The following is a 23,869-nucleotide window of genomic DNA, read 5'->3' as shown; positions in this document are numbered from 1 at the left end:
AAGGCTCGGCCAGCCTAGATTTGTTCCGCCATGAACGACTTCAGCGCAATGCGCTGCGACGGCTCGAGCGTCTCGAATTCGAGCCCATAAATGGCGTTCGCGCTGCGCGCATCGGCCTCATGAACGTGGCGCACGATCGCGTGGCAATCGATATCGACATCGGTGTCGTCCGTATTGAAACGGAACGATAGCCGCAGCCTGTCGCCAAGCGACGCTTGCACCTCGGCGACTGCGAGCGACATGCCGAAGGGGCTGATATCTCGGACCAGGCCGAGCCGGGTTCCGGGTTCACCGGTTTGCTCGGGGTCGATCAAGGAAAAATGCGCCGGCAGGCGCGTGACCATCCGCACAAATTTGCGCGCCCGCAAGCGGCGAATCGCACCCGGTTCCGACAGGACCAGATAGCTGAACGGCTCGCGGCAGACGGCATCGACAGTGCACGCAAACTGGAACACCGCGCGCGTGCCGAGCGCGACGAGTTCGACCCGCTCGCCGTGGCTCAAAGCCAGTGGCTCATGCCCGGCCATCACCGGCTGCGTGATAAACACTGCCCGCGTGCGTTGAGGTCCCGGCGTTGAGAACCCGATCACGCGGCTGGAATACATCGCGGAGCCTGCCGGGCCGCGCAGACCAAGCCGCCCGCCGATCTTTAACCCGATGGTATCGAGCGTCAGCAGCTCCGCGCCCGGAGACGACGATTGATGCGGCGATGCTTCCGGCGTGGGAGATTCGGCCGAATCATCTAGCCTGTGCGGCTCGAAATGTGCAAAGAGGAAGGCGCGCTCGGCGGCCCCGGTGATGGTCGCGCCGGCGTTCACGAGCAACGCGCCATCGGCGGCGACGATCGGCCAGGCAAGCGGCTCGCCGAGCGGAACGTCCGACATTGCTAGACGAACAGGTGACGGTTGGTCCAACGTAACGGAATCTTCTTCTTCGGACATGGTCACTTGAGGTCGCTATAGGGCCACTCGGAAGCGCTAATCGTCTAATGTGTCCGCGACGTCGTCAAGTGCCCTCGCGCTACGAGCTTGTCTGACCGGCGGCGACCCGGCTTGCAGACGACCCTTCCGTTCCCGGCATCACGCTTTCGATCGCGCTCAGAACTGCGGGAACATCGGGCGGCGCGAAGTGATCGCCAACCGATACCGAACGCCCCGGCGCGCCAATACCGAAATGCTCGCTCGAAGTCGCGGTGAAGATCATGACCGTGGGGCGCCCGAGCGCGTGCGCCAGATGGACCAGTCCGGTATCCATGCCGACGACAACCGCCGATTCATCGATGCAATGCGCGCATTCCGTTACGCTCAGCTTCGGCAGGACGACTGCGCCCGGTACCAGCGCCGCGATCTGCTCGCCTTCCTTGCGTTCGCCTTCCGTGCCCCACGGCAGCGCGATCCTGTAGCCGCGCGCGGTGAGCCATCGTCCGGTTTCGGCCCAGCGGTCGATCGGCCATTTCTTTTCATCGGCGGAAGTCGCGTGGAAAAGCATCGCGACCGGCGCGCCCTGAGGTAACGCCGATGGCGCCCCGGACGGCGGCAAATGCAAATTGAAGTCCGGTGTTTCGTTGAAGGTGTAGCCCAGCGCGTCCGCTACGCTCACGCGCATGCCGCGCCATGCGTCGGTGCGAGGGCGCGGGCCGAAACGCGCGTTGTACGCAAACGCGGCTCCAAGCTCGCCGAGATCCTTGTTCTTGTATCCGTAGCGGCGACGCCCACGCGCCAGGAACGCGATGATCGCGCTCTTGTACACACCGTGAATATCCAGCACGACGTCGTATTTCTCGGCCCGCAATTCGCCGATGGACGCCGCGATTTCCTTGAGGTCAGCCCAGCCGCGGGCTTTCTTGAATTTGCGCAGCGGCGCGCACAGAACGCGGTCTACGGCGGGATTCCAGCGGATGATATCGGCGAACGCTGCGTCTGCGGCCCAGTCGATCTTGGCCGAGGGAAATGCGCGGCGAAGATCGGAGACGACGGGTTGCGTCTCTACGATATCGCCCAATGACGTCACTTTGACAATCAGGATTCGCTTCATGGGAATGCGGGGGGACCTTTAATTCGTCCAGCGGGCGGGATCACGCACGGTGTTGGACGCGCGGACGGGCTGCCGGAGGCTGACTCGCCTGACCGGCGCGCTTTCTGCGGAAATTCTGCGGATTAAAGGCGGCCCGGCGGCGATCTGTTATGAACGACAAGATTGTACAAACTGTCGCGCGGACGCGCCGAGTGCGTATCCGCGCCCGCTGCAACAAGTTTGGACAGAATTATCCGTCGAAATAGCGGTTTTCTCTACCCGCTTTTCACAGAAGATGTCCTGCACCTCACAACGATTGGGCGCCAAAGGTATCGCATTGCCCCAGATCGCCCGTCGCCAGCCCCCGGTTGAGCCAGCGCTGCCGCTGCGCACTCGTGCCGTGCGTAAAGGCTTCCGGGACTACGCGTCCCTGCGTTTCCTTCTGCAACCGGTCGTCGCCGATAGCGCCCGCAGCGTTCAAGCCTTGCTGAAAGTCGCCGGGCTCGATCAGCTTCGCGTTGTTCTTCTGCGCCACGTTCGCCCAAACGCCCGCGAAGCAATCGGCCTGCAACTCGACGCGTACCGACAATTGATTCGCCTGAGCCGGCGACATGCGGCGCCGGGCGTTATCGACTTTGGTCATGATGCCGAGCACGTTCTGCACGTGATGCCCAACCTCATGCGCAATTACATAAGCCTGTGCAAAGTCGCCGCTCGCGCCAAAGCGGTCGCGCAACTCTTTGTAGAACGACAAATCGATGTACACACTCCGGTCGTTCGGGCAATAAAACGGTCCCATTGCGGATTGGCCGGTACCGCATGCGGTCGCCGTGCCGCCGCTGAACAACACGAGCTTGGGCGCCGGATAGTCCTGATTGAATTGCGTGCGGAAGATTTGCTGCCAGGTGCGCTCCGTATTGCCGAGGACGCGCCGAACGAACACCGCGCCCGCGTCGCTTGCAGCGGGTTGCGGCTGGCCGCCCGAGTCCACGGGTCGCTGTTGCTGCTGCGTATAAGACGTACTCGACCCGCCCGAACCACCCGACAACAAATTCAGCACCACCATTGGATTGATGCCGAAAAAATACGATGCCGCGAGTGCAATGACGATCGAACCGATACCGATTGAACCGCCGCCCATTCGAAAGCCGCCGCCTCCGCCGCCGGAACCGCGCCGGTCTTCGACATTCTGGCTCTCTCTTTCGTCGTCCAGACGCATAATTTTTCTCCCTTCACCTTGTTCGATTCGTTTCCCGTGCGCGGCCTTGCTGTCGAGCAACTCACCGAGCACATCGCGGGCCCGCCACATGACGTCATGGTACCCGCGGCGCTGCGGCAATCGTGGATGGAGGTGTAAAACATCGTGCGCTTTTCGTCCGACAAACGAGCTGGAAAACGCACTTTCAGAAGACAAGGCGCCCGATTGACGCAGTGCGGTCGATTGTCGCGTAAATCACGTTGAAAGCCCTCGAATTTCTTACTCTACAGCGATCGGCAAGTACTTGATAAAGCGCAAGTTATCGATAAATTTCGTCCGGCATCGCGACATTTGCGCACATTAGCATGCGCCTGCCGCGTCGCAGCAAACATCTCAAAATCTGGCTTACAGTCACTTTCGTCGTACTCAGTTCAACCAACCAGCGCCCGCCCGCGACCTCGTCCAGAGTGCGCCCGCGAAGGCAGCACCACTTGCCATGCATGCCACCCAACAAGCGCTCGACCTGGCGCGTATTCAGTTCGCCTTCACCGTTTCATTCCACATCGTTTTCCCGGCGTTGAGTATCGGGCTGGCGAGCTTTATCGCCGTGCTCGAGGGTGCGTGGCTCAAAACCGGAAAACCGGTCTACAAAGAGCTGTGCCTGTTCTGGTCGAAGGTGTTTGCGGTCGCCTTCGGAATGGGCGTGGTCTCGGGCGTCGTGATGGCCTACGAATTCGGCACCAACTGGGGCGGTTTCTCGAGCTTTGCCGGTCCGATCACAGGCCCGTTGCTCGCCTATGAAGTGATGACCGCGTTTTTCCTCGAGGCGGGTTTCCTCGGCATCATGCTGTTCGGCTGGAACAAGGTCGGACCCAAAGCGCACTTCGGCGCCACGCTGATGGTTGCAATCGGCACGCTGATCTCGACGTTCTGGATCCTGGCATCGAATAGCTGGATGCAGACGCCGCAAGGATTTCGCATTGAAGGCGATCACGTCGTGCCGGTCAGCTGGTTCCAGATCATCTTCAATCCATCGTTTCCTTACCGGTTGGCGCATATGGCTATCGCAGCGTTTGTGGTCGCCGGCCTGGTGGTCGCCGCGTCAGGCGCGTATCACTTGTTGAAAGGCCGACGCGACCCCGCTATCAAGAAAATGTTCTCGATGTCGCTCTGGTTACTCCTCGTTCTCACGCCGGTCCAGGCAATTGTCGGCGACATGCACGGCTTGAACACGCGCGAACATCAGCCGGCGAAGATTGCGGCCATCGAAGGCTTGTGGGAGACCGAGAAAGGCGGCACGGCGCTGAACCTGTTCGGCATTCCGGATATGGAGGCCGAAACCACCAAGTACGCGGTATCGATTCCGCACTTGGGCAGCCTGATCCTCACACATAGCTGGGACGGCGAGATCCGCGGCCTCAAGTCGTTCCCGAAAGAAGATCGTCCGAACTCCACCGTTGTGTTCTGGAGCTTCCGGATCATGGCCGGGCTTGGCGTGCTGATGATCCTGATGAGCATCGCGGGCTGGATGCTGCGGCGGAAAAACAAGCTGTTCGAATCGAAGCTGTTTCAGCGTTTCGTGCTCGTCATGGGGCCGACCGGTTTCATTTCGCTACTCGCCGGCTGGGTCACGACCGAGGCCGGCCGGCAACCGTGGGTGGTGTACGGGGTGATGCGAACGTCGGAAGCGGTGTCGCCGGTAAGCGCGCAGCAAGTCGGCGTGACACTGCTGATCTTCGTGATCGTTTATACGCTGGTCTTCGGCACGGGCATCTATTACCTGCTCAAGCTGCTCAAGACCGGGCCGGCGTTGCCGGGCACGATCACGCACGCGCCCAGCATGGACGATGACAACAACACCGCGCGCCGCCCGATGTCGGTCGCGACGCATTCAATCGAAGGAGCGTGAGATGGATTTATCGCTGACATGGGCCGCGATCATCGCGCTGGGCGTGCTGATGTACGTGGTGCTGGACGGGTTCGATCTGGGCATCGGCATCCTGTTTCCGTTTTTTCCAGACGAGCATGACCGCGACGTGATGATGAACACCGTCGCGCCGGTCTGGGATGGCAACGAGACGTGGCTGGTACTCGGCGGCGCGGGGCTCTTCGCCGCGTTCCCGATGATCTATTCCACCGTGCTGTCCGGTCTTTATCTGCCGCTGATCTTCATGCTGGTTTGCCTGATCTTTCGCGGCGTTTCGTTCGAGATTCGATCCAAGGCGACGCGCACGAAGCACCTGTGGGATCTCGCGTTCATTGGTGGATCGGCGGGGGCGACGTTTTTTCAGGGCGTGGCGCTGGGCGCGTTTCTCAATGGCATTCCGGTCGCCGATGGCCGCTATTCCGGCGATGCCTTCACATGGTTCACGCCCTTCAGCATGTTCACCGGGTTTGCGCTCGTGGTCACGTATGCGTTGCTCGGCTGCTGCTGGTTGATTGCCAAAACCGAGGGCGATCTGCAGCGGCGGTTCTACAGGATCGTCTGGCCGCTGACGCTGCTGCAACTGGGAACGATTGCCATCGTCAGTATCTGGACGCCGCTGCAGGATGCCGGCATTGCGTCGCGCTGGTTCGATACCCCATGGTTTTATCGATTCCTTCCGGTGCCGCTGCTGGTTGTCGCTTGCGCGTGGCTGATGCGCCGCGCGATCCTGTCACGACACGAGACGCAGCCGTTCATGATGGCGCTGGCGTTTGTGCTGCTGGGTTATAGCGGCCTTGTCCTCAGCATTTCGCCGCACGAAATTTTTCCCGGCGTGTCGCTCTGGGAGCTCGCCGCGCCGCATTCGAGCCAGAAATTCACGCTGATTGGGGCGGCGGTGATCTTGCCGGTGATCATCGCTTATACGACGCTCGGTTACTGGGTCTTCAGAGGCAAGGTGCGCCATGGCGAACATCACTATCACTGAAACACGGGTCGGGGCGCAGAAGAGTTCTGCGCTTAAAAGGACGCTTTGGTTTATTGCGCTGTGGTGTGTGGGCGTGGGAGGGGCGTTGCTGCTGGCATTGCCGTTCAAGCTGCTGATTCAGATGGCGCACTGAATCAGTAAAAGGCCGTTCAACTTTCATTGAACGGCCGGTGAGCACCGGATTAGTTCACTGCAAATTCCGATGTCTTGAGCATGACCACGCGCGCGCTCTCGGACGACTTTGCGGCCATGCCGAAGTCGACTTCAGTATCAATAAGGTAGTCTGCCCGTACCCGCGCATCGATCAAGGTCCGAAGGACTTTACTCAGTGCCTGCGAAACGAAGTATTTATGATTGCGCTTGCTGCAAGTCGGATTGGCGAGTTGAGCGATAAGCTGCTCATGACGACCGCGTGCGTCCCCGACAGTTCCGGGAGCCGGCAACGCGTTATGAAACAAGTTCGCCGCGTGGAAGGCGCCGTAATACGCACGGCTACATACAGTACGGTACTGCGGCTCGCTTCGGGCATCGCCCAACAGGCTCAAAGCGCAATCGACCAGTTCGCTTGGGCTTGAACTCATGACGACAACGGCTCGAATACAACGTCGAAGGCGACGTGTTTGTCGATACCAGCCCTGTCTTCTTCCTCGGCGAGTTCGATATTCATATCAAACGCGCTCTCTGCCGGGACGGGTACTTTGAATGCGTAGGTGACGCCATTGAAATAACCCGGGGCAGAGGTAACACGAAGCGTCCCATCGGGGCGAATCCGATGACGGCGCAGAACCAAACCAGCAACGTCGAGGTGTTGAGCAATGCATGCATCAGAGAGGCCAGCAACTTGCAAGATGGCGTTCGCCTTGATGATTTCGGTCGTCAGGTCAGCGTTGCCTTTGATGTGCATTTCCCCAGCCCTTTCAATGAATCTCACCGCCTGTTGAATTGCCCCAGAACAGCAACCTTCTTCTAGCAATTGAGTGAAATATCCGTCCTCCGCGGTTCCCACTTCAGCGTAAAGCGCTTGCGCCCCGCTGAACAAGCCGAGATTGAGTCGATTGACCATCCAGTTGATACGGTTCGTCCCCGAGTTGCCAAGCTTGGTGCGATTTGCAAATGCCTCTTCAGTTGCAGCCAGATCACCCGAAAGGCCCTTCCAGGCACCAGCAAGCTCCCATGCTGAACATGCGTCGACTTTCATCAATGCATCGATCTCGTGTCTAAGCGCACGCCACCTGCGAACGAGCGGGTTTATAGACGTCGAATCAAGGTAGTGCCGGCTTGCCGCCTGAAGAGCATTGATTTCTTCAAACAGCTGGCCATTTTTCTGCTGAGCGATTGCTTTCATTGGTTTCTAACTTCGTCTTGCGAACCATGTGCCGCGTCGATATCCGTTTGAAAGCATGCCATACCGCCGTACCTGCGAATCAAGTCCTTTTTAGCGGGCAAGACGTACTTGTACTCCGAATCCTTGCAACTTTGGAACGCTAATCGCGCAATGCCCGCGACGGGCGGGCGGTTGCGGCCCGTCGCATCGAAACCAAGATTTTGTAGTTTTTTGTGCGAACACCAATAAAGAACAACCAACCCGTCTCTAAAACCCCAACGCCACCGCCAGCAACCCCGCCAGCACCCCGAAACCGACCACCGCGACCGCCACCACTGTCAGCACGCGCGGCGGAAACGAGCGGCCCAGCATTGCCACCGAAGGCAAACTGATTGGCGGCAACGTCATCAGCAACGCGCCCGCGGGACCCACCGACATGCCGAGCGACAGCATCGCCTGGATGATCGGCACTTCGCCGGCCGTCGGGATCACGAACAACGTGCCGGCAATGGCAAGACCGACAATCCAAAGGACGCTGTTATCGATGTTCGGACCAATGTGCGGAAACAGCCACGCACGCGCCGCCCCGAGCACCAGCACCAGAACGATGTACTCCGGCACGAGCCGGATAGTCATGCGCCCAAGAATCCGAATCCAGCGCGTGAACGCGGTCCCCGGATCTTCGGCCGCCACCAGCTTCGCCATTTCTCCACGCGATGCCTCCGCTTCTTTCGGCGTCACCATGCGGTTCACGGCGTATCCGAGCCCGAACACCATCAGGACGCCGAGCGCGAGGCGCAAGCCCATCCATTGCCAGCCGAGCACGAAGCCCATGAAAATCAGCGTGGCCGGGTTCAGTACGGTATTGCCCAGCCAAAATGCAATAGCTGCGCCCGGCGCTGCCTGACGCGCACGCAAACCGGCGACGACGGGCGCCGCGCAACACGTGCACATCATGCCCGGCAAGGACATCAAGCCGCCGTTCACCACGCTGCCGAAGCCGCTTTTACCGAGCGCGCGCGCAACCCATTGCGGCGGAATCAGCGCCTGCACGGCGGAGCCGAGCAAGAGCCCGAGCACCATCGCTTGCCAGATTGCTTTGCCGTACGCGAACGCGTAGTCGATAGCCGCTTTCCACGACGGCTCCGGCGCACTCGCCGCCGTGCCCATCAGAATGGATTTGCCGATGGAATGCTGGCTCGCCGCCACGAACGCGCGGTTGTAGTACGGAAACCATTTGACGTAGAACAGGCCGATGACGGCGATCAGCAGGAACACGATCCAGCCGAGCGCTACGCGGGGTTGTCGAAGAGTGGATTGCATGGTGGTCTTGGTTTTTAAAAAGAATAAGGTGTCACGCCGGACTTGCGGATGTCTCGAGTTGCACGAGCAGCGCCCTCGCCTGATCGATCACATCAGCGTCATTGGGACGAAACAGGACCCGCGCAGCGCGCGGCAACTCGATGAAATGCGCCCCGCTGCTGCGCGTATAGGCCGGATCGTAGTGCTGGTCGATCAATTCGCGCGCGAGTTCAGGACCACGGTTTTCATCGATCAGTGTGTGCCAGCGGTTCACGCGTTCGCGGCTGTGCAAGCCAATCAGCTTCGATAACTGCTGCTTGAACAACTCGGGATCGTGGAAAAGATGTGCGTAGTCGTGCAGCAGAAACGCCGCGCGATCCTCGCGGGTCGCTTCGACCTGAACGCAATTCGCGCGATGAAATGTCTCTACCAACGCAAGCGGCAACGCAACCGAACCGATTCGCCGGCTTTCCGCTTCGACAAAAACCGGCCGCGCGGGATCGAAACCACGTAGCGCGCCGACAAGCAGCGTATCGAACCATTTCTGCGACGGCTGTGGCTCGCCCGGCAACGCGCCGAGCAATGAACCGCGATGCGCCGCGAGCCGTTCCAGGTCGAGCGTCTGCGCGCCGGCTTCGCTCAAGGCATGCAGCAAACGTGTCTTGCCACTGCCGGTCGGCCCGGTCAGCGCGATATAACGAAACGCCGCCGGAAAGTGCGCGAGTGTCTCAATGGTCGCGCGGCGGTACGTCTTGTATCCGCCGTCGAGCTGCCGCGCCTGCCAGCCGATCATGTTGAACATGGTCGTTATGGAGCCGGATCGCGTACCGCCGCGCCAGCAGTAAATCAGCGGGCGCCAGTTGCGCGGCCGGTCGGCGAAGATCGTATCGAGATGCTGCGCAATGTTGCGCGCAACCATAGCCGCGCCAACGCGGGCGGCCTGGAAAGGCGAGACCTGCTTGTACATCGTGCCGATAAGCACACGTTCCTCGTTGCTCAGCACCGGGGCGTTGAGAGCGTCGGGAATGTGATCATCGGTGAATTCGAGCGGCGTGCGGACGTCGATGATTTCGTCGAAATCGGCCAGCCGGTCGAGCGGAACAAGCAGGTTTTTCAAGGTTCAGCGCTGTAAAGTGAACGAATCGGAGGGGTTTCGAATTATCGCATGGGGAAAAATGGACGGCTGACGGCGCCAGGCATTTTTGGCCATGCACGGATACGTCGCATACTTCAGTATTGGACGGCCGCCCCGGAACAAGGATCACGCGATGAGCTACAACGAGACCATCGGTCATCGGACGTATCGTTTCGATGACCTGAAAACCCTGCTCGCGAGAGCAACGCCGCAGCGCTCGGGCGATCAGCTTGCGGGCGTTGCTGCCGCCACCGAGGAAGAGCGCGTCGCGGCCAAAATGGCGCTCGCGCAAGTCCCGCTGCGCACGTTCCTCAGCGAAACCGTGATCCCATATGAAAGCGATGAGGTCACGCGGCTGATCATCGACGAACACTCTGCACAGGCTTTCGCCGAAATTTCGCATCTCACGGTCGGCGATTTTCGCGACTGGCTGCTCGCCGACACCACCGATACCGCCGCGCTCGTACGCATTGCGCCCGGCCTCACGCCGGAAATGGTCGCGGCTGTATCGAAACTGATGCGCAACCAGGACCTGATTCTCGCGGCGAAAAAACGGCCGGTGGTCACGCACTTTCGCAATACCATCGGCTTGCCGGGCCGCATGTCCGTGCGCCTGCAGCCGAACCATCCCACCGACGACGTCAAGGGCATCGCCGCGTCCATGCTCGACGGCCTCATGTACGGCTGCGGGGACGCGGTGATCGGCATCAACCCGGCGTCGGACTCGCTCAGCGCGATCACGACCTTGCTTGTCATGATCGATGACTTCCGGCAACGCTACGAAGTGCCGACGCAATCGTGCGTGCTAACGCATGTGACGAACACGATCGCCGCCATCGAAAAAGGCGCGCCTGTCGATCTCGTGTTCCAGTCGATCGCGGGCACCGAAAAGGCCAACGCGAGTTTCGGCGTGTCGCTCGCGTTGCTGCAAGAGGCGTACGAGGCGGGGTTATCGCTGAAACGCGGGACGGTCGGCGATAACCTCATGTACTTTGAAACCGGCCAGGGCAGCGCGCTTTCCGCAGATGCTCATCATGGCGTCGACCAGCAAACCTGCGAAGTGCGCGCGTACGCGGTCGCGCGTAAATTCAAGCCGCTCTTGGTGAATACCGTGGTGGGTTTCATCGGCCCGGAATATCTCTACGATGGCCGGCAGATCATCCGCGCCGGCCTCGAAGATCATTTTTGCGGCAAGCTGCTCGGCGTGCCGATGGGTTGCGACATCTGCTACACCAACCACGCCGAAGCCGATTCCGACGACATGGACACGTTACTGACGCTGCTCGGCGTCGCGAACGTCAACTTCATAATGGGCGTGCCCGGCGCCGACGACGTCATGCTCAACTATCAAAGCACCTCGTTCCATGACGCGTTGTATGTGCGCAATGTGCTCGGCCTGCGCCGCGCGCCGGAGTTCGAAGCATGGCTTGAATCGATGCAAATCATCGACACACGCGGCGCATTGCTAACCCCTTCGGCGCCGCAACCGTTGCTCGAATGGATCACGACCTGATGGCAGATCTCGACGCAAACTCCGAGAACCCACCTTCTCCGCCCAACACCAGCCCGTGGGACGCGCTGCGCCGTTTCACGAACGCGCGCATTGCGTTGGGACGCGCCGGCAGCAGCCTGCCAACCGCGCCCTTGCTCGCGTTCAACTTGTCGCACGCGCAGGCCCGCGACGCCGTGCATCAACCGCTCGACGTGGATGCGCTGCATGCATCGCTGCGCGCAGCCGGTTTCGATACGCTCGACGCTGAAAGCGCCGCGCCCGATCGCGATCATTATTTGCGCCGGCCGGATCTCGGCCGCAAGCTCAGCGATGAAAGCACCGCACGCCTAAGCGACTACGCAGGCCACGACTTTGACGTAGTTTTCGTTGTCGCCGATGGCTTGTCGGCCTACGCCGCAACGCGCCACGCCGTGCCGCTGCTGGAGCGCATGCGCTCGAAGCTGGATGGCATGCGCATCGGTCCTGTCGTTGTGGCGCGGCAGGCGCGAGTTGCACTCGGCGATGGTATCGGTGAGCTTTTACGGGCGCGAATTGTGGTGGTGCTGATCGGCGAGCGGCCGGGTTTGAGTTCACCCGACAGCCTCGGCGTCTACCTCACATACGAGCCGCGGATCGGACGAAGCGATGCCGAGCGCAATTGCATTTCGAACGTCCGCCCCGAAGGTCTTCCATACGATGCCGCCGCTTTCAAGCTGCAGTATCTGCTCAACGAAGCCGTGCGTCTGAAGCTGACCGGCGTCAAACTCAAGGACGATAGCGATGCGTTGTTGTCGGCGCCTGATCTGACGGCGCTGCCGCCGGACTGACGCTTATAGAACGTGGAAAACGAATCGGGGCGCCTCGCGAGGCGCCCCGATTCGTTACGCGTGCTGTTCAATCAACCCGTCAAAGCACCAGCGATCCCGCCGAGATGGCAACGACCAGGAAGATCACGAACAACACCAGGAAAATGAAGAAGAAGATCTTCGCGATCCCCGCCGCGCCCGACGATACGCGGCCAAAGCCAAAGAATCCGGCGATAACCGATATCACCGCAAAAAGAATGGCAAGCTTGAGCATGGTAAATCCGTTGTTTTGGTTAAAGTCGCAACGGTTTAGCAAGCCCTATGCCTAAGTGAATTTTGCTCAACGGGTTGATGGTCCAACAACGACATGTCCAGCAAGCCGACGCTCAAAACGCAGACCGTTAGTCGCATTTTCGATTATCGCTTCAGGCGCTTCGTTACCCTTTCGCCTTCGCGGCCGAGGTCATCGATCCGAATCCGATTGCGTCGAACAAACGCTGACGATGCGGAATGGCCAGCAGCAGGATGATTGCGAAAGCGTCTGCGGCAAGCCCAAACGGCACGTCGATGAGCCCGCCCGTCACCGTGTACAACACCGAATCCACGAACAGCGAGATCACTGCGCCTGCCACGAAACACACGAGCCCATCGCGGCCCACCGCGCTCACCCACGGCGAGAACTGCGCGATTTGCCTGACCACGCCACGGCGCGTCAGGTCTCCCGCGATCCACGCGATAGCCACAAAATTGACGATGCGCGCGCCTGCCAGATTGCGTTTGAAATCGCCATCGAAGGGAGTCGGGAGCACGAGCAGCTTGTAGTACGCCATGCCCGCGACAATCGCCAGCGCGGCGATGCTCACGATCCATCCGAACCGGTGCGCGCTCACGCGCTGATAAACCGGCTGGCAACAGGCGATCACGCCCATCACGAACATCAATTGCCACGCGGCCGGATTGAAGTCCCACAACAAATCTTCCGCCGATGGCAAATACTCGGCGACCGGAGGCGCAAGCGCCCAAAGCCCAACGCTCGCTGCAAGCAGAAGCCACGGCTTGCTGCGCGCAAGCGGCAACACGAGCGGCACGGCGAGCGCGAAAAACGCGTACATCGGCAAGACGGAAGCAAGGTATGGCTGTCGGCGCAACAGCAGGATATCCGCGATGGCCGTGAACGGCGCGGCAATGAACGCGTCCAGATCAGTCGTGGCGAGATTGGGCGCGCCGCCAAAGAACGGCCGCAGCACGAAGCTCGTCACCAGCATGAGCGCGGCCGTGATCAGAAATGCTCTATATATTTGAAAGGCGCGGCGGACAAACCTTGCGCGCGCGGCCGATTCCGAGCGTTTTGCGCACATCGTTATATACGCGGTGGCAGTCGCAAAACCACCGAGGAAAACGAAGACTTCGGCGGCGTCGTTGAGCGCAAACGAATGTAGCGTCATGCGGGACAACATGCTGCCGCCAATATGATCGACGAGAATCACGAGCAGAACGAGGCCGCGAAAAAAGTCCAGCTCAATGAGTCGTTGCGATTTTCCCTGCATGCGTAACCCGAAAGACTGCCGAATCGGGCAGCGAACGTGAAAGGCGCGATTCCTACTGAGGAATGGCGTACGGCACCGAGAGTTTACCCGTAATTGTGTCAAAGAGTTTTTCGATGCAGGAAACGCTGTTCGGGAATGATCGAGAACTTTTACCGGCTCGAAACACTCTCAAACATTTCATTAAGCTTACATTATCGATGCGAACGTCGCGTATCATTGCGTGACAATTCGTGACCTATAACCGGACAAACCTGACATCTCATGGATTACCTCGTTGCACTTGCAAGTGATCCCACCGCCTGGGCGGCCTTGGCGACGCTCGTTGTCATGGAAGTCGTGCTTGGCATCGACAACCTGATCTTTATCTCGATTCTTACGAACAAGCTCCCCGAAGCGCACCGGGCGCGCACGCAGCGCCTGGGAATCGGGCTCGCGCTCGTCATGCGGCTCGGCTTGCTTGGCACGGTCGCGCTGATCGTGCGGCTGACGGCGCCTATTTTTACGGCGTTCGGACATGATTTTTCCTGGCGCGACTTGATCCTGATTGCGGGCGGCGTGTTCCTGGTATGGAAAGCGACCACGGAAATTCATCACCACGTTTCGCATGATTCCAGCGAATCAGACGGTCCGGTGAAGGCTGCTTCGATCACGCCGTTGTCGGCGATCGGGCAAATTCTGGTGCTGGATCTGGTTTTTTCCATCGATAGCATCGTGACGGCCGTTGGCATGACCGAGCACATTCCCATCATGTTCGTGGCCGTGATCGCGGCGGTGGCCGTGATGATGTTCGCGGCGGGTCCGTTGTCGCGGTTTATCGACAGGAATCCGACAGTCGTAATGCTCGCGCTCGGTTTCCTGCTGGTGATCGGGATGACGCTGGTCGCCGAAGGGTTCGGCTCGCACGTGCCGAAGGGCTACATCTACGCGGCGATGGCGTTCTCGGCGCTGGTCGAGGGGCTGAACATGCTGTCGCGCAGAGCGAAGAAGAAACGCGCTTGATGCGTTGATGGTGGAGACGCCGTGCGGCTTTAAACCCGCACGGCGTCTTTTCTTATTCTCAGAGTACTTTCCGATACAACGAAGAATCCGTGAATCCCTCGGCATTCAGCACGTGCCCAACTACGATCAGCGCCGTCCTTTCGATGCCTTTTTCAAGCACTTTCCCGGCGATATCCGCGAGCGTTCCGAGCATTTTCTCTTCATCCGGCCAACTCGCGCGGAAGATCACGGCGACAGGGCAATCCGCGCCGTAATGCGGGATCAGATCGGCGACGATGCGCTCGATATGACGCACGCCCAGATGAATCGCCATGGTCGCGCGATGGCGCGCGAGATCGGCGAGTTGCTCGCCTTCGGGCATGGATGTCTTGGTGGCGAAGCGCGTGAGGATCACGGTCTGCGAGATTCCGGGCAACGTTAACTCGCATCCGAGCGCCGCCGCCGAGGCCGCCGCCGCCGTCACACCCGGCACCATTTCATATGGAATGCCGAGCGCGTTTAAGCGGCGAATCTGCTCGCCGATCGCACCATACAACGATGGATCGCCCGAATGAACGCGCGCCACGTCCTGCCCTTTGGCATGCGCGCTTTCGAGCAACGCGACGATTTCATCGAGGTGAAGATCGGCGGTGTTGACACAGATTTCCGCGCGATGCCCGCTCAGCACCGCCTCCGGCACCAGCGATCCGGCGTAGAGGATCACGGGGCACGCGCGCACGAGACGCTGCCCTTTTACGGTGATGAGTTCGGGATCGCCGGGACCCGCGCCAATGAAATAGACCGTCATTTAAGGGGTTTTATAGAAAAACGTCGAGCGCGTTCAAAAGCGATGTTGTATCGGTGAATTCGCGCTCGACTGAAGGAAGTGGAGGACGTTGGAGCATCACGACGGGCAGGCCGCGCTCGCGCGCTATCGCGAGTTTCGCTTCGGTCGCGGCGCCGCCGCTGTTCTTGCTGACGATGATATCGGTGTGTTGCTGATCGAACAGCGCACGTTCGCCGTCCAGCGAAAACGGTCCGCGCGCCGCGATGATCGTCGCGCGGGCGTTGCCATCGTACGGATCGAGGCAGCGAATGGTCCAGTGCTGCCGGGACGGGATCTCATCGAGATGATCGAGCGGCTCGCGGCCGAGCGTCCACAGCGGATGTTCGTATGGCGCGATGACTTCCAGAATCGAAGCGAAATCTGTCGCTTCGCGCCAGTCGTCGCCGGCTTGCGCTTGCCATGGCGCACGACGAAGCGCCCAGCATGGAACATTCGTCGTCGCCGAAACGGCGGCGGCATGACGGCTCATTTGCGCGGCGTACGGATGGGTGGCGTCGACGATCAAACCAACCGACTCGGCCTCGATAAATGCCGCCAGCCCCTCCACTCCGCCGAATCCACCAATGCGCACGCGGCACGCCAGATCAGCCGGCTTGCGCCCCAGTCCGGCAAGGCTATAAACGTGCTCAGCTCCGAGACGACGCGCGATCGTCAATGCGTCGCCGGTTCCGCCAAGCAGCAGGACGCGCGTCATTGCGCCGAACCCACAATGCGCCCTTGCCGATCGATCGCGAAACACTCCACGTCGATATTTTCCGGCACGACACTCAACGCGAATCGGCGCGCGTGCTCACAAACGATATCGCCCAGCGGCACGCCTTGTTCGCGCGCCAGCAGCAACGCTTCCTGACTCGTATTTGCGCCGCGCATGGCGTCAGTCAGCGGCTTGCTCGCGCCGGCGTCCGCAGCCCAGCCGGCGAGCAGCGGCAGATCGATGCTGGAATTGCGGCTATGCAAATCCATGTGTCCGGCGGCGAGCTTGCTCATCTTGCCGAAGCCGCCGCACACGCTCAATTTCTGCACGGGCGCACGACGCAAATGCTTGAGCACTGCGCCCACAAAGTCGCCCATTTCTATCAGGGCGATGTCGGGGAGGTTGTATCGGACGCGCATGGCCTCTTCGCTTTGATTGCCCGTGCATGCCGCGAGATGGACGTAACCGTTCGCGCGCGCGACGTCGATGCCCTGATGAATCGATGCAATATAAGCTGAACAAGAAAACGGCCGGACGATGCCGCTCGTACCAAGTATCGATAAGCCACCGACGATACCCAGACGCGGATTCATGGTTTTGAGCGCAAGTTCGGCGCCGTTCTCCACGCCGATGCTCACCTCAAATCCGCCGTTGTAGGCATGCTCATGCGCGAGCGCGGCAAGGTGTTCGGACATCATCTTTCGCGGCACGGGATTGATCGCGGGTTCGCCTATTGCGAGCGCGAGTCCTGCGCGCGTCACCGTGCCAACGCCCGGTCCGGCGAGAAAGCGCACACCCGGCTCGCTCACCAGGCGCACGCGCGCAAACACGATTGCGCCATGGGTGACGTCGGGATCATCGCCGGCATCTTTTACGGTGCCGGCTTCCGCGCTATAAACATCGCCCTCGACCAGACGGCAGAACACGAGAGGCAAGACGACCTGCTGGCCCTTTGGCAACGTGATATCCGCGTTTTCCGTCACGATACCGCCAAGCAGCAGCCGCGCCGCCGCCAGCGACGTCGCGGTCGCGCAAGTGCCTGTTGTAAGCCCGGTGCGCAACGGCGCGGGCTGTTCGGGCGTCTCGTCACGCATGGCGGTATCGGATGGAGGAGCACGTCATGATTTCACTGCATGCAGCAGCGTGATGGGGAGCGCCTGCCGCCATGTATCGAAGGCGCCGAGCGGTTGCGCATGCGCCACACCAATACGCGTCAGCTCGCCGACGTTCGCCGCGCGCCATGCGACGAGCATCGCTTCGCTTTGAATCGTCACTGCATTGACGATCATACGGCCGCCTTTATTCAGATGCGCCCAGCACGTGTCGAGCATGTTCGGCGCCGTCACGCCGCCGCCAATAAAGATCGCATCCGGCGGCGCCAGTCCATTGAGCGCGGCCGGCGCTTCGCCCTCCACGAGTTGTAGCCCGGGCACGCCGAGCGCATCGCGATTCAGCTCGATGAAACGCTGACGCCCGCTATCCGCTTCGATGGCAATCGCGCGGCAGCTGGCATGCGAGCGCATCCATTCAATGCCGATCGACCCGCATCCCGCGCCCACGTCCCAAAGCAATTCGCCGGGTTCGGGCGCGAGCCGCGCGAGCGTGATGGCGCGGACATCGCGTTTGGTGAGCTGGCCGTCGTGCTGGTAGGCATCGTCTGGAAGACCGGGCGTAAGCGGCAGACGCAATGCCTTGTTCTCCGCGATGCATTCGATCGCCACGAGGTTGAGCGCTGCTATCTCGGCTTGGTGGTTCCACGCATTAGCGATGCCATCGATACGACGCTCGCGTTCGCCGCCCAGATGTTCAAACACGCTTAAACGGCTGGGCCCGAAACCCCGCCTGTTCAACAACTGCGCGACGTCAAAAGGGCTCGATCCGTCGCTGCTGAGGACAAATACGCGCGTACCTGGATGAAGATGAATGCCAAGCGCCGCGACCGGACGCCCAACGAGCGATACAACGGCCACATCCTGCAGTGACCAATGCAGACGCGCCGCAGCAACGGACAACGAGGACGGCGCGGGGAGCACATCGAATTCGCCCGCTTCCAGCTCGCGTGCGAAAGTCGTGCCGACGCCGAACATCATCGGGTCACCGCTTGCCAGTACGCAAACTTGCTTGCCGCGATATTCAAGTACCGGCGCAATCGAAAACGGCGTGGGCCACGCGCGGCGTTCCGCGCCGATATGTTCCGGCAACAGGTCGAGATGGCGCGTGCCGCCGAAAATGGTATCGGCGGCGAGCAACGCCTCGCGCGCGTTCCGGCCAAGCCCATGCCAGCCGTCCTCTCCGATTCCCACCACGGTCAACCACGTTGCCATCCGCCGGTCCTCGCTTGATCCATTCGTAGATTACGCTGCTCGTCCGGTTGCCGCGACCCTACGGCGAACCTTGCGGCGATTGGCTTTATCGGCTGCAAAAACGGGCATAATATCGCGTTTAGTCGGTGCCCTGACGGGCCTAACAGGGAACACAGCAAAACTGTGGCTGCCCCCGCAATTGTACGCAGCGAGTCCGCGCTCCACTGCCACTGGTTTCGACTGGGAAGGCTTGCGCGGGCGGCGACCTGCCAGCCAAGAGACCTGCCGACCGGAATTCTTCGTGCAAGCCAACATCGGGCGGGGTGTACCGATGCCACGATCTGCCTGTTTTCACGTGCTGCTGAAAAGGCAAGGTCGGGGCGCCGCGCGAGACCGAACGGGTCACGCTTTGAACGCACCACTCTTTACTGAACGCGGGTTGGAACCGGCATCGAGGCCATCGGCATGTCCTGGCCTGATGCGGATCGTCCCTGCACGCGACGGCGGCCTGTGCCGCATTCGCCTCAACGGTGGCGAGCTGAGCGCGGCGCAGGCGCGCGTGGTCGCGGATGCGGCGCGTGCGTGCGGATCGGGTTTTATCGATGCAACCAATCGTTCGAACCTGCAGATTCGTGGCGTGCGTACCGGCGCCGAGAATCAGCTGATCTCACGTCTGATTGAAGCCGGGCTCGGTCCGGCAACGCCCGATTCCGACGATGTCCGCAACCTCATGCTCAGCCCGCTCGCCGGTCTCGATCCGTACGCCATGCTGGATGTCACGCCGCTCGCAGGCGCTTTGCTCGACGAGCTGCAATGCGATACACGTCTGCGCGCCTTATCACCAAAATTCGCGATGATGCTGGACGGCGGCGAGCGTCTTGCGATGCTCGATCATCCGCACGACGTGTGGTTTTCGGCGGTATCGGCGAACCAGTTTGCGTTTGGGCTTGGCGGTTGTCCGCCGACGCTTTCGGAGCATTCGCCCGCGTTAGCGTCGGTTGAGTCCGGGCACGTGCCCGCTGTGGCGAACGCATTGCTGCATACGTTCCTCGATCTCGCGCTGCCGGAGCAGACCAGAATGCGCGAGCTGCTGCAGACGCATTCGGCCGAAGCGGTTCTTGACCACGTGCAGGGAAAGCTCCACTTCCAGTTAAAACAAAACGCGAAGGATTGGCGTCGCCCTGCATCCAATGCTCGGTTGCGTTTCGGCGTGCACCCGCAGCGGAACCAAGGCGCGGTGTGCATCGGCGCGCAGATCCCGCTGGGACGCCTCGATGCAAGCACGTTGCAAGCGCTCGCCGACCTCGCGCCGCGCATGCGCATGACGCCATGGCAAAGCGTGATGTTGCTGGACGTTCCTGTCGCAGAGGTTGAGTCGGCCATCGAACGACTCAAGGCGCTGGACCTCGCGACAACGCCGAACGAACCCTTCGCGCGTCTGATCGCGTGCACGGGTTCGCAAGGTTGCGCCAAGAGTTTCTCCGATACCAAAGCCGACGCGCACCAACTCGCGTCCTTGATGCCCGAGACGGGCAACGTCCACCTGAGCGGTTGCGCCCGTTCCTGCGCGGCGGCCCATCACGTCGATACCACCTTGCTCGCCGTCGCGCCCGGACGCTACGACTTGTACACCCACGCGCCCGAACCCGTCGCACGCCACATAACCATTGAAGAGGCGGCCCGCTGGCTCGCCCGGAGCACCACCGATGCTTGATTACATCCGCGACGGCCAGGCGATTTATCGTGCGTCGTTCGCGACCATCCGCGCCGAAACGAACCTCGCCGCCATTCCTGCCGACCTTGAAAAGCTGGCCGTGCGTGTGATCCACGCGTGCGGCATGACGGACGTGATCGATGACCTCGTGTTCTCGAACGATGCGGGAATAGCAGGCCGTGCAGCGCTCAAGCAAGGCGCGCCCATTCTCTGCGATGCCCGCATGGTCGCCGAAGGCATCACGCGCTCGCGCTTGCCGGCCGACAACCGAGTAATCTGCACGCTCAACGACGCATCCGTGCCCGAGCGCGCGCGCGAACTCGGCAATACGCGCTCGGCCGCCGCGCTCGAATTGTGGCGTCCGTACCTCGAAGGCAGCGTGGTTGTGATCGGCAATGCGCCGACCGCGCTTTTTCATCTGCTCGATATGCTCGACGCAGGCGCGCCCAAACCGGCGTTGATCCTCGGCTTTCCGGTGGGGTTCATCGGCGCGGCGGAATCGAAAGCGATGCTCGCCGCCGACAGCCGCGGCGTCCCGTTCGTCGCGTTGCGCGGCAGGCGCGGCGGCAGCGCGATGGCAGCGGCCGCCGTGAACGCGCTTGCATCGGAGACTGAATAGATGAGCGGACGTCTCTATGGCCTGGGCGTCGGTCCGGGCGATCCCGAGCTGATTACGGTGAAAGCGCTGCGCTTACTGACATCGGCACCGGTGGTTGCGTACTTCGTCGCGAAGGGCAAGAAGGGCAACGCGTTCGGGATCATCGAAGGGCATTTGAAGGACACGCAAACGCGCATGCCGCTCGTGTATCCGGTGACGACCGAGGCGCTCGAACCGCCGCTTTGCTATGAAACGATCATCGGCGACTTCTACGATGAATCCGCGATCCGCATCGCCGATCATCTGGAGGCCGGCCGCGACGTCGCCGTGATTTGCGAAGGCGATCCGTTCTTCTATGGCTCGTACATGTACCTGCATGACCGCCTCGCCGAACGCTTCGAGGCCGAAGTCGTGCCCGGCGTATGTTCGATGCTTGGCGGCGTCGCCGTGCTCGGCGTGCCGCTCGTGTACCGGAACCAGAGTTTGTCGGTGTTATCGGGCGTGTTGCCGGAAGCGGACCTTCGTGAAAAACTCGCCGCTACGGACGCCGCCGTGATCATGAAACTCGGCCGCAACTTCGACAAGGTACGGCGCGTGTTGAAAGACCTTGGACTCGATAAACGCGCGCTTTATGTCGAACGCGCGACCATGGCGAATCAGCGCATCGTGCCGCTCGACGATGTCGATCCAATGGCATCGCCCTACTTCTCGCTGCTTGTCGTGCCGGGGGAAAAATGGCGCGGTTGAATGAGGGGAAACCGCAGGCGATCGTGGTGCTCGGACCCGGCGCGTTGGAGACCGCGAAGCGTATTCAGGCGCGTTATCCGGACGCGGCGATTCATGGTCTCGCAAGCCGCGTGAAGGCGGACGTTACGTACGCGGAATTGAGCATGCATCTGCGCGAACTCTACGCGAGCAATACGCCCATCATTGCATTGTGCGCGGCAGGAATTGTGATCCGCTGCCTGGCGCCCCTTCTCGTCGATAAAACCGTCGAACCGCCCGTGCTTGCCGTCGCCGAAGATGGCAGCGCGGTCGTGCCGTTGCTCGGTGGACTCGGCGGCGTCAACGTGATGGCGCGCGAGATCGCGGCGGCATTGCAAGTCGCGCCCGCGATCACGACAAGCGGCGAATTGCGCTTCGGCACATGCCTGCTGAATCCACCGGCGGGATACGTGCTTGCGGATATCGAACACGGGAAACGCTTCGTTTCCGACTTGCTGGCGGGTGGAACGACGCGCATTGAAGGCGATGCGCCCTGGCTGAATCAAGTCGAGTTGCCACGGTCAGACGATGCGGACCATGCTATCCGGATCTCGCCTTATAAGAGTGACGATTCACGCGAACTCATGGTTCATTCGCGCTCGGTGGTCGTTTGCGTGAATGAGTTGTCGCCGGATGATCCGATCGTCGAGCGCATTCGTCATGTGTTACTCGAGGCAAAGATTTCTCCGATGTCAGTCGCCGCCATGCTTGCGCCCGCGACGCTGATGACATCCGCGCAACTGACCGAAGCGGCACATACGCTCGACGTGCCCTTGCGATTCGGCACCTTGCCAGAAGGCTTCGAAACGCAGACGCCGCATGACAGGGACATTGCGATCGCCATCGCGCCGGGCATCGTGGATGTTCAAATGCTCGGACAGGCGCGCGGCATGCTGACTGTTATCGGCCTCGGTCCGGGCAGCGTGGACCTGATGGTGTCGGCCGCGAAACACGCGTTATCCAGCGCCGACGATATCCTCGGCTACGAAACCTACGTGCGCATGGCCGGCCCTTTCAAGCCGCATCAAACGCTCCATTGCACCGACAACCGCGAAGAGATGAAGCGCGCCCGCCATGCGTTCGAGCTGGCGAGCACGGGGCGCAGGGTCGTGGTTGTATCGTCGGGAGATCCGGGCGTGTTCGCTATGGCCGCCGCGGTGCTTGAGGCGCTCGATGAAAGCCAGTCGAACGAGGCATGGTCTTCGGTAGACCTGAACATCGTGCCCGGCGTATCGGCTGCAATGGCGACGGCCGCGCGTTCAGGCGCGCCGCTTGGCCACGACTTCTGCATGCTCTCTCTTTCCGATAACCTGAAACCGTGGACTATCATCGAAACGCGTTTAAGACTCGCCGCGCAAGCAGATCTCGTGATGGCGTTCTACAACCCGGTATCGCGCGCACGGCCGTGGCAACTGGATCGTGCGCTCGAACTCGTGCGTGAATATCGCGGCGGGACGACTACGGTTGTGCTGGGGAGGAACATCGGCCGGCCGGGTGAAACGTTGACCACGACCACGCTGGAACATTTGCGGTCCGATCAGGTCGATATGCGTACGATGGTGATCATCGGTTCATCGACCACGCGAAGCTTCCCGCGTGGCGACGGCAATGGCGTATGGGCGTACACGCCGCGCTGGTACGAATGAGCGCTCAAGCCTGAGTCATGTCGGCGGCCGTGAGATAGTCCGCATGCCACGACTCGGCGAGCTTGGCGCAGCGACCAAGACTCACGGCCTCATTTTCGAAATCGACAATCACGATCTGATCCGCCAAATCCGGACGTGCCGGCGTTTCAGCGCTTCGTCCGTCGGTGAGCAACCACAGGATGCGACGTTGCGAAGGCTTGTGGCGCGCAGTCCGCAGCAACAGGTTCGCGCCTGTGCGTACACCCAACGCGAGCGGTGTTCCGCCTCCGCCGCCAATGGGCGCAAGCCACCGGTCGTTCCACCAGTGCGCTGCCCCTGGCTCACGACGCACCTCGGCCGTCGGGCCGCCAAAACAAACCAGCGCGACTTCGGCACGTTCCCGATACGCGCGATCGAACAACGCAACGACAAGTCCCTTTGCAAGCGCGAGACGCTTGCCACCGAGCATCGAACCCGAGCAATCGAGCACAAAGCAATGCAGCGCACTCGCCTCGCCCTCTTCGCGACGAAAGCGCAAGTGCGTTGCGTCGAGCGGCCGATTGCGTTTGGCCAACAACGTCTGAATCCAGTCGATGTGCGCGCTCGCATCGCCATC

The 23,869-nt window shown here is 61.0% G+C and carries 24 protein-coding genes and 1 riboswitch; of the genes, 10 read left to right on the top strand and 14 right to left on the bottom strand.

Features of this window, described 5'->3' with window-relative positions; all coding sequences use genetic code 11:
- Window positions 1-14: 14 nt before the first annotated feature.
- From HB633_RS18345 to HB633_RS18335, 3 genes are all read right to left on the bottom strand, one after another.
- Window positions 15-941, bottom strand: a complete 927-nt coding sequence (locus HB633_RS18345; RefSeq protein WP_213779607.1) for a flagellar brake protein — start codon at window positions 939-941, stop codon at window positions 15-17.
- 79 nt (window positions 942-1,020) lie between these two features.
- Window positions 1,021-2,034 carry a lipopolysaccharide heptosyltransferase I gene (gene waaC, locus HB633_RS18340; protein ID WP_213779606.1) on the bottom strand — a complete coding sequence of 338 codons (1,014 nt, stop codon included), beginning with the start codon at window positions 2,032-2,034 and terminating at the stop codon, window positions 1,021-1,023.
- A 286-nt stretch (window positions 2,035-2,320) separates the two neighbouring features.
- Window positions 2,321-3,232, bottom strand: coding sequence for a neutral zinc metallopeptidase (locus HB633_RS18335; protein WP_213779605.1), 912 nt, complete (start codon window positions 3,230-3,232; stop codon window positions 2,321-2,323).
- Window positions 3,233-3,707: 475 nt separating this feature from the next.
- Here HB633_RS18335 and HB633_RS18330 point away from each other — a divergent pair, with 475 nt between their 5' ends.
- Genes HB633_RS18330 through HB633_RS18320 form a run of 3 tightly spaced genes read left to right on the top strand, consistent with a single transcriptional unit; the run spans window position 3,708 to window position 6,256 of the window.
- Complete coding sequence (locus tag HB633_RS18330; RefSeq protein ID WP_213779604.1) at window positions 3,708-5,120, top strand: cytochrome ubiquinol oxidase subunit I; 1,413 nt, start codon at window positions 3,708-3,710, stop codon at window positions 5,118-5,120.
- A gap of 1 nt (window position 5,121) precedes the next feature.
- Window positions 5,122-6,123: a cytochrome d ubiquinol oxidase subunit II gene (cydB, locus tag HB633_RS18325; RefSeq protein ID WP_213779603.1), complete on the top strand. Its 1,002-nt coding sequence runs from the start codon at window positions 5,122-5,124 to the stop codon at window positions 6,121-6,123.
- Window positions 6,101-6,256 (top strand): hypothetical protein, encoded by a 156-nt coding sequence (locus HB633_RS18320; RefSeq protein ID WP_213779602.1) that lies wholly within the window; start codon window positions 6,101-6,103, stop codon window positions 6,254-6,256. The genes cydB and HB633_RS18320 overlap by 23 nt, the downstream gene beginning before the upstream one ends.
- A gap of 49 nt (window positions 6,257-6,305) precedes the next feature.
- Here HB633_RS18320 and HB633_RS18315 read toward each other — a convergent pair whose 3' ends face one another.
- From HB633_RS18315 to mnmH, 4 genes are all read right to left on the bottom strand, one after another.
- Window positions 6,306-6,704: a hypothetical protein gene (locus tag HB633_RS18315; RefSeq protein ID WP_213779601.1), complete on the bottom strand. Its 399-nt coding sequence runs from the start codon at window positions 6,702-6,704 to the stop codon at window positions 6,306-6,308.
- Entirely contained in the window at window positions 6,701-7,468 is a 768-nt protein-coding gene (locus HB633_RS18310) for a hypothetical protein (protein ID WP_213779600.1), read from the bottom strand. The genes HB633_RS18315 and HB633_RS18310 overlap by 4 nt, the downstream gene beginning before the upstream one ends.
- A gap of 246 nt (window positions 7,469-7,714) precedes the next feature.
- A complete protein-coding gene (locus HB633_RS18305) occupies window positions 7,715-8,770 on the bottom strand; it encodes a permease (RefSeq protein WP_213779599.1) in 1,056 nt (351 codons plus the stop codon).
- 31 nt (window positions 8,771-8,801) lie between these two features.
- Complete coding sequence (mnmH, locus tag HB633_RS18300) at window positions 8,802-9,866, bottom strand: tRNA 2-selenouridine(34) synthase MnmH (protein ID WP_213779598.1); 1,065 nt, start codon at window positions 9,864-9,866, stop codon at window positions 8,802-8,804.
- A 151-nt stretch (window positions 9,867-10,017) separates the two neighbouring features.
- Here mnmH and HB633_RS18295 point away from each other — a divergent pair, with 151 nt between their 5' ends.
- Window positions 10,018-11,397, top strand: a complete 1,380-nt coding sequence (locus HB633_RS18295; RefSeq protein WP_213779597.1) for an ethanolamine ammonia-lyase subunit EutB — start codon at window positions 10,018-10,020, stop codon at window positions 11,395-11,397.
- Window positions 11,397-12,203, top strand: coding sequence for an ethanolamine ammonia-lyase subunit EutC (gene eutC / locus HB633_RS18290; RefSeq protein WP_213779596.1), 807 nt, complete (start codon window positions 11,397-11,399; stop codon window positions 12,201-12,203). Before HB633_RS18295 ends, eutC begins: the two co-directional genes overlap by 1 nt.
- A gap of 79 nt (window positions 12,204-12,282) precedes the next feature.
- Here eutC and HB633_RS18285 read toward each other — a convergent pair whose 3' ends face one another.
- Window positions 12,283-12,456: a DUF1328 family protein gene (locus HB633_RS18285; protein WP_069638391.1), complete on the bottom strand. Its 174-nt coding sequence runs from the start codon at window positions 12,454-12,456 to the stop codon at window positions 12,283-12,285.
- Between the two features lie 163 nt (window positions 12,457-12,619).
- Complete coding sequence (locus tag HB633_RS18280) at window positions 12,620-13,729, bottom strand: OpgC domain-containing protein (protein ID WP_213779595.1); 1,110 nt, start codon at window positions 13,727-13,729, stop codon at window positions 12,620-12,622.
- 261 nt (window positions 13,730-13,990) lie between these two features.
- Between HB633_RS18280 and HB633_RS18275 the strand changes: the two genes are divergently transcribed.
- On the top strand, window positions 13,991-14,728 hold the full coding sequence (locus HB633_RS18275) for a TerC family protein (protein ID WP_213779594.1): 738 nt from the start codon (window positions 13,991-13,993) through the stop codon (window positions 14,726-14,728).
- A 58-nt stretch (window positions 14,729-14,786) separates the two neighbouring features.
- On the opposite strand, the gene cobM is transcribed toward HB633_RS18275, so the two are convergent.
- Genes cobM through cbiE form a run of 4 tightly spaced genes read right to left on the bottom strand, consistent with a single transcriptional unit; the run spans window position 14,787 to window position 18,572 of the window.
- Window positions 14,787-15,515, bottom strand: a complete 729-nt coding sequence (cobM, locus tag HB633_RS18270) for a precorrin-4 C(11)-methyltransferase (protein ID WP_213779593.1) — start codon at window positions 15,513-15,515, stop codon at window positions 14,787-14,789.
- 10 nt (window positions 15,516-15,525) lie between these two features.
- Window positions 15,526-16,248: a cobalt-precorrin-6A reductase gene (locus tag HB633_RS18265; protein WP_213779592.1), complete on the bottom strand. Its 723-nt coding sequence runs from the start codon at window positions 16,246-16,248 to the stop codon at window positions 15,526-15,528.
- Window positions 16,245-17,342 carry a cobalt-precorrin-5B (C(1))-methyltransferase gene (locus HB633_RS18260; protein WP_213779591.1) on the bottom strand — a complete coding sequence of 366 codons (1,098 nt, stop codon included), beginning with the start codon at window positions 17,340-17,342 and terminating at the stop codon, window positions 16,245-16,247. The genes HB633_RS18265 and HB633_RS18260 overlap by 4 nt, the downstream gene beginning before the upstream one ends.
- A 24-nt stretch (window positions 17,343-17,366) precedes the next feature.
- Entirely contained in the window at window positions 17,367-18,572 is a 1,206-nt protein-coding gene (gene cbiE / locus HB633_RS18255; RefSeq protein WP_213779590.1) for a precorrin-6y C5,15-methyltransferase (decarboxylating) subunit CbiE, read from the bottom strand.
- Between the two features lie 106 nt (window positions 18,573-18,678).
- A riboswitch (cobalamin riboswitch) is annotated at window positions 18,679-18,856 on the top strand.
- Window positions 18,857-18,960: 104 nt separating this feature from the next.
- On the opposite strand from cbiE, the gene cobG reads away from it, so the two are divergent.
- The 4 genes from cobG to cobJ are packed head-to-tail and all read left to right on the top strand — an operon-like array spanning window position 18,961 to window position 23,274.
- Complete coding sequence (cobG, locus tag HB633_RS18250) at window positions 18,961-20,265, top strand: precorrin-3B synthase (RefSeq protein ID WP_255580997.1); 1,305 nt, start codon at window positions 18,961-18,963, stop codon at window positions 20,263-20,265.
- On the top strand, window positions 20,258-20,884 hold the full coding sequence (locus tag HB633_RS18245) for a precorrin-8X methylmutase (protein WP_213779588.1): 627 nt from the start codon (window positions 20,258-20,260) through the stop codon (window positions 20,882-20,884). Before cobG ends, HB633_RS18245 begins: the two co-directional genes overlap by 8 nt.
- Window positions 20,885-21,610, top strand: a complete 726-nt coding sequence (locus tag HB633_RS18240) for a precorrin-2 C(20)-methyltransferase (protein ID WP_213779587.1) — start codon at window positions 20,885-20,887, stop codon at window positions 21,608-21,610.
- Window positions 21,598-23,274, top strand: coding sequence for a precorrin-3B C(17)-methyltransferase (gene cobJ, locus HB633_RS18235; RefSeq protein ID WP_213779586.1), 1,677 nt, complete (start codon window positions 21,598-21,600; stop codon window positions 23,272-23,274). Before HB633_RS18240 ends, cobJ begins: the two co-directional genes overlap by 13 nt.
- A 4-nt stretch (window positions 23,275-23,278) precedes the next feature.
- Here the strand turns inward: cobJ and HB633_RS18230 are convergent, their stop codons facing one another.
- On the bottom strand, window positions 23,279-23,830 hold the full coding sequence (locus tag HB633_RS18230; protein ID WP_218626788.1) for a VWA domain-containing protein: 552 nt from the start codon (window positions 23,828-23,830) through the stop codon (window positions 23,279-23,281).
- Window positions 23,831-23,869 lie beyond the last annotated feature (39 nt).

It is taken from the genome of Caballeronia sp. dw_276, from assembly GCF_018449635.1.
Taxonomy (GTDB): Bacteria; Pseudomonadota; Gammaproteobacteria; order Burkholderiales; family Burkholderiaceae; genus Caballeronia.
This window is presented reverse-complemented; position numbering and strand designations above follow the sequence as displayed.

Bases quoted from the DNA above. Each gene is read 5' to 3' on its own strand.
- HB633_RS18305 (WP_213779599.1), bottom strand. From the start codon at position 8,770: ATGCAATCCACTCTTCGACAACCCCGCGTAGCGCTCGGCTGGATCGTG.
- HB633_RS18335 (WP_213779605.1), bottom strand. From the start codon at position 3,232: ATGCGTCTGGACGACGAAAGAGAGAGCCAGAATGTCGAAGACCGGCGC.
- HB633_RS18320 (WP_213779602.1), top strand. From the start codon at position 6,101: ATGGCGAACATCACTATCACTGAAACACGGGTCGGGGCGCAGAAGAGT.
- HB633_RS18330 (WP_213779604.1), top strand. From the start codon at position 3,708: ATGCATGCCACCCAACAAGCGCTCGACCTGGCGCGTATTCAGTTCGCC.
- HB633_RS18345 (WP_213779607.1), bottom strand. From the start codon at position 941: ATGTCCGAAGAAGAAGATTCCGTTACGTTGGACCAACCGTCACCTGTT.
- HB633_RS18285 (WP_069638391.1), bottom strand. From the start codon at position 12,456: ATGCTCAAGCTTGCCATTCTTTTTGCGGTGATATCGGTTATCGCCGGA.
- HB633_RS18275 (WP_213779594.1), top strand. From the start codon at position 13,991: ATGGATTACCTCGTTGCACTTGCAAGTGATCCCACCGCCTGGGCGGCC.
- HB633_RS18260 (WP_213779591.1), bottom strand. From the start codon at position 17,342: ATGCGTGACGAGACGCCCGAACAGCCCGCGCCGTTGCGCACCGGGCTT.
- cobM (WP_213779593.1), bottom strand. From the start codon at position 15,515: ATGACGGTCTATTTCATTGGCGCGGGTCCCGGCGATCCCGAACTCATC.
- HB633_RS18265 (WP_213779592.1), bottom strand. From the start codon at position 16,248: ATGACGCGCGTCCTGCTGCTTGGCGGAACCGGCGACGCATTGACGATC.
- cobJ (WP_213779586.1), top strand. From the start codon at position 21,598: ATGGCGCGGTTGAATGAGGGGAAACCGCAGGCGATCGTGGTGCTCGGA.
- eutC (WP_213779596.1), top strand. From the start codon at position 11,397: ATGGCAGATCTCGACGCAAACTCCGAGAACCCACCTTCTCCGCCCAAC.
- HB633_RS18295 (WP_213779597.1), top strand. From the start codon at position 10,018: ATGAGCTACAACGAGACCATCGGTCATCGGACGTATCGTTTCGATGAC.
- HB633_RS18280 (WP_213779595.1), bottom strand. From the start codon at position 13,729: ATGCAGGGAAAATCGCAACGACTCATTGAGCTGGACTTTTTTCGCGGC.
- HB633_RS18315 (WP_213779601.1), bottom strand. From the start codon at position 6,704: ATGAGTTCAAGCCCAAGCGAACTGGTCGATTGCGCTTTGAGCCTGTTG.
- waaC (WP_213779606.1), bottom strand. From the start codon at position 2,034: ATGAAGCGAATCCTGATTGTCAAAGTGACGTCATTGGGCGATATCGTA.
- cbiE (WP_213779590.1), bottom strand. From the start codon at position 18,572: ATGGCAACGTGGTTGACCGTGGTGGGAATCGGAGAGGACGGCTGGCAT.
- cydB (WP_213779603.1), top strand. From the start codon at position 5,122: ATGGATTTATCGCTGACATGGGCCGCGATCATCGCGCTGGGCGTGCTG.
- HB633_RS18245 (WP_213779588.1), top strand. From the start codon at position 20,258: ATGCTTGATTACATCCGCGACGGCCAGGCGATTTATCGTGCGTCGTTC.
- HB633_RS18240 (WP_213779587.1), top strand. From the start codon at position 20,885: ATGAGCGGACGTCTCTATGGCCTGGGCGTCGGTCCGGGCGATCCCGAG.
- HB633_RS18310 (WP_213779600.1), bottom strand. From the start codon at position 7,468: ATGAAAGCAATCGCTCAGCAGAAAAATGGCCAGCTGTTTGAAGAAATC.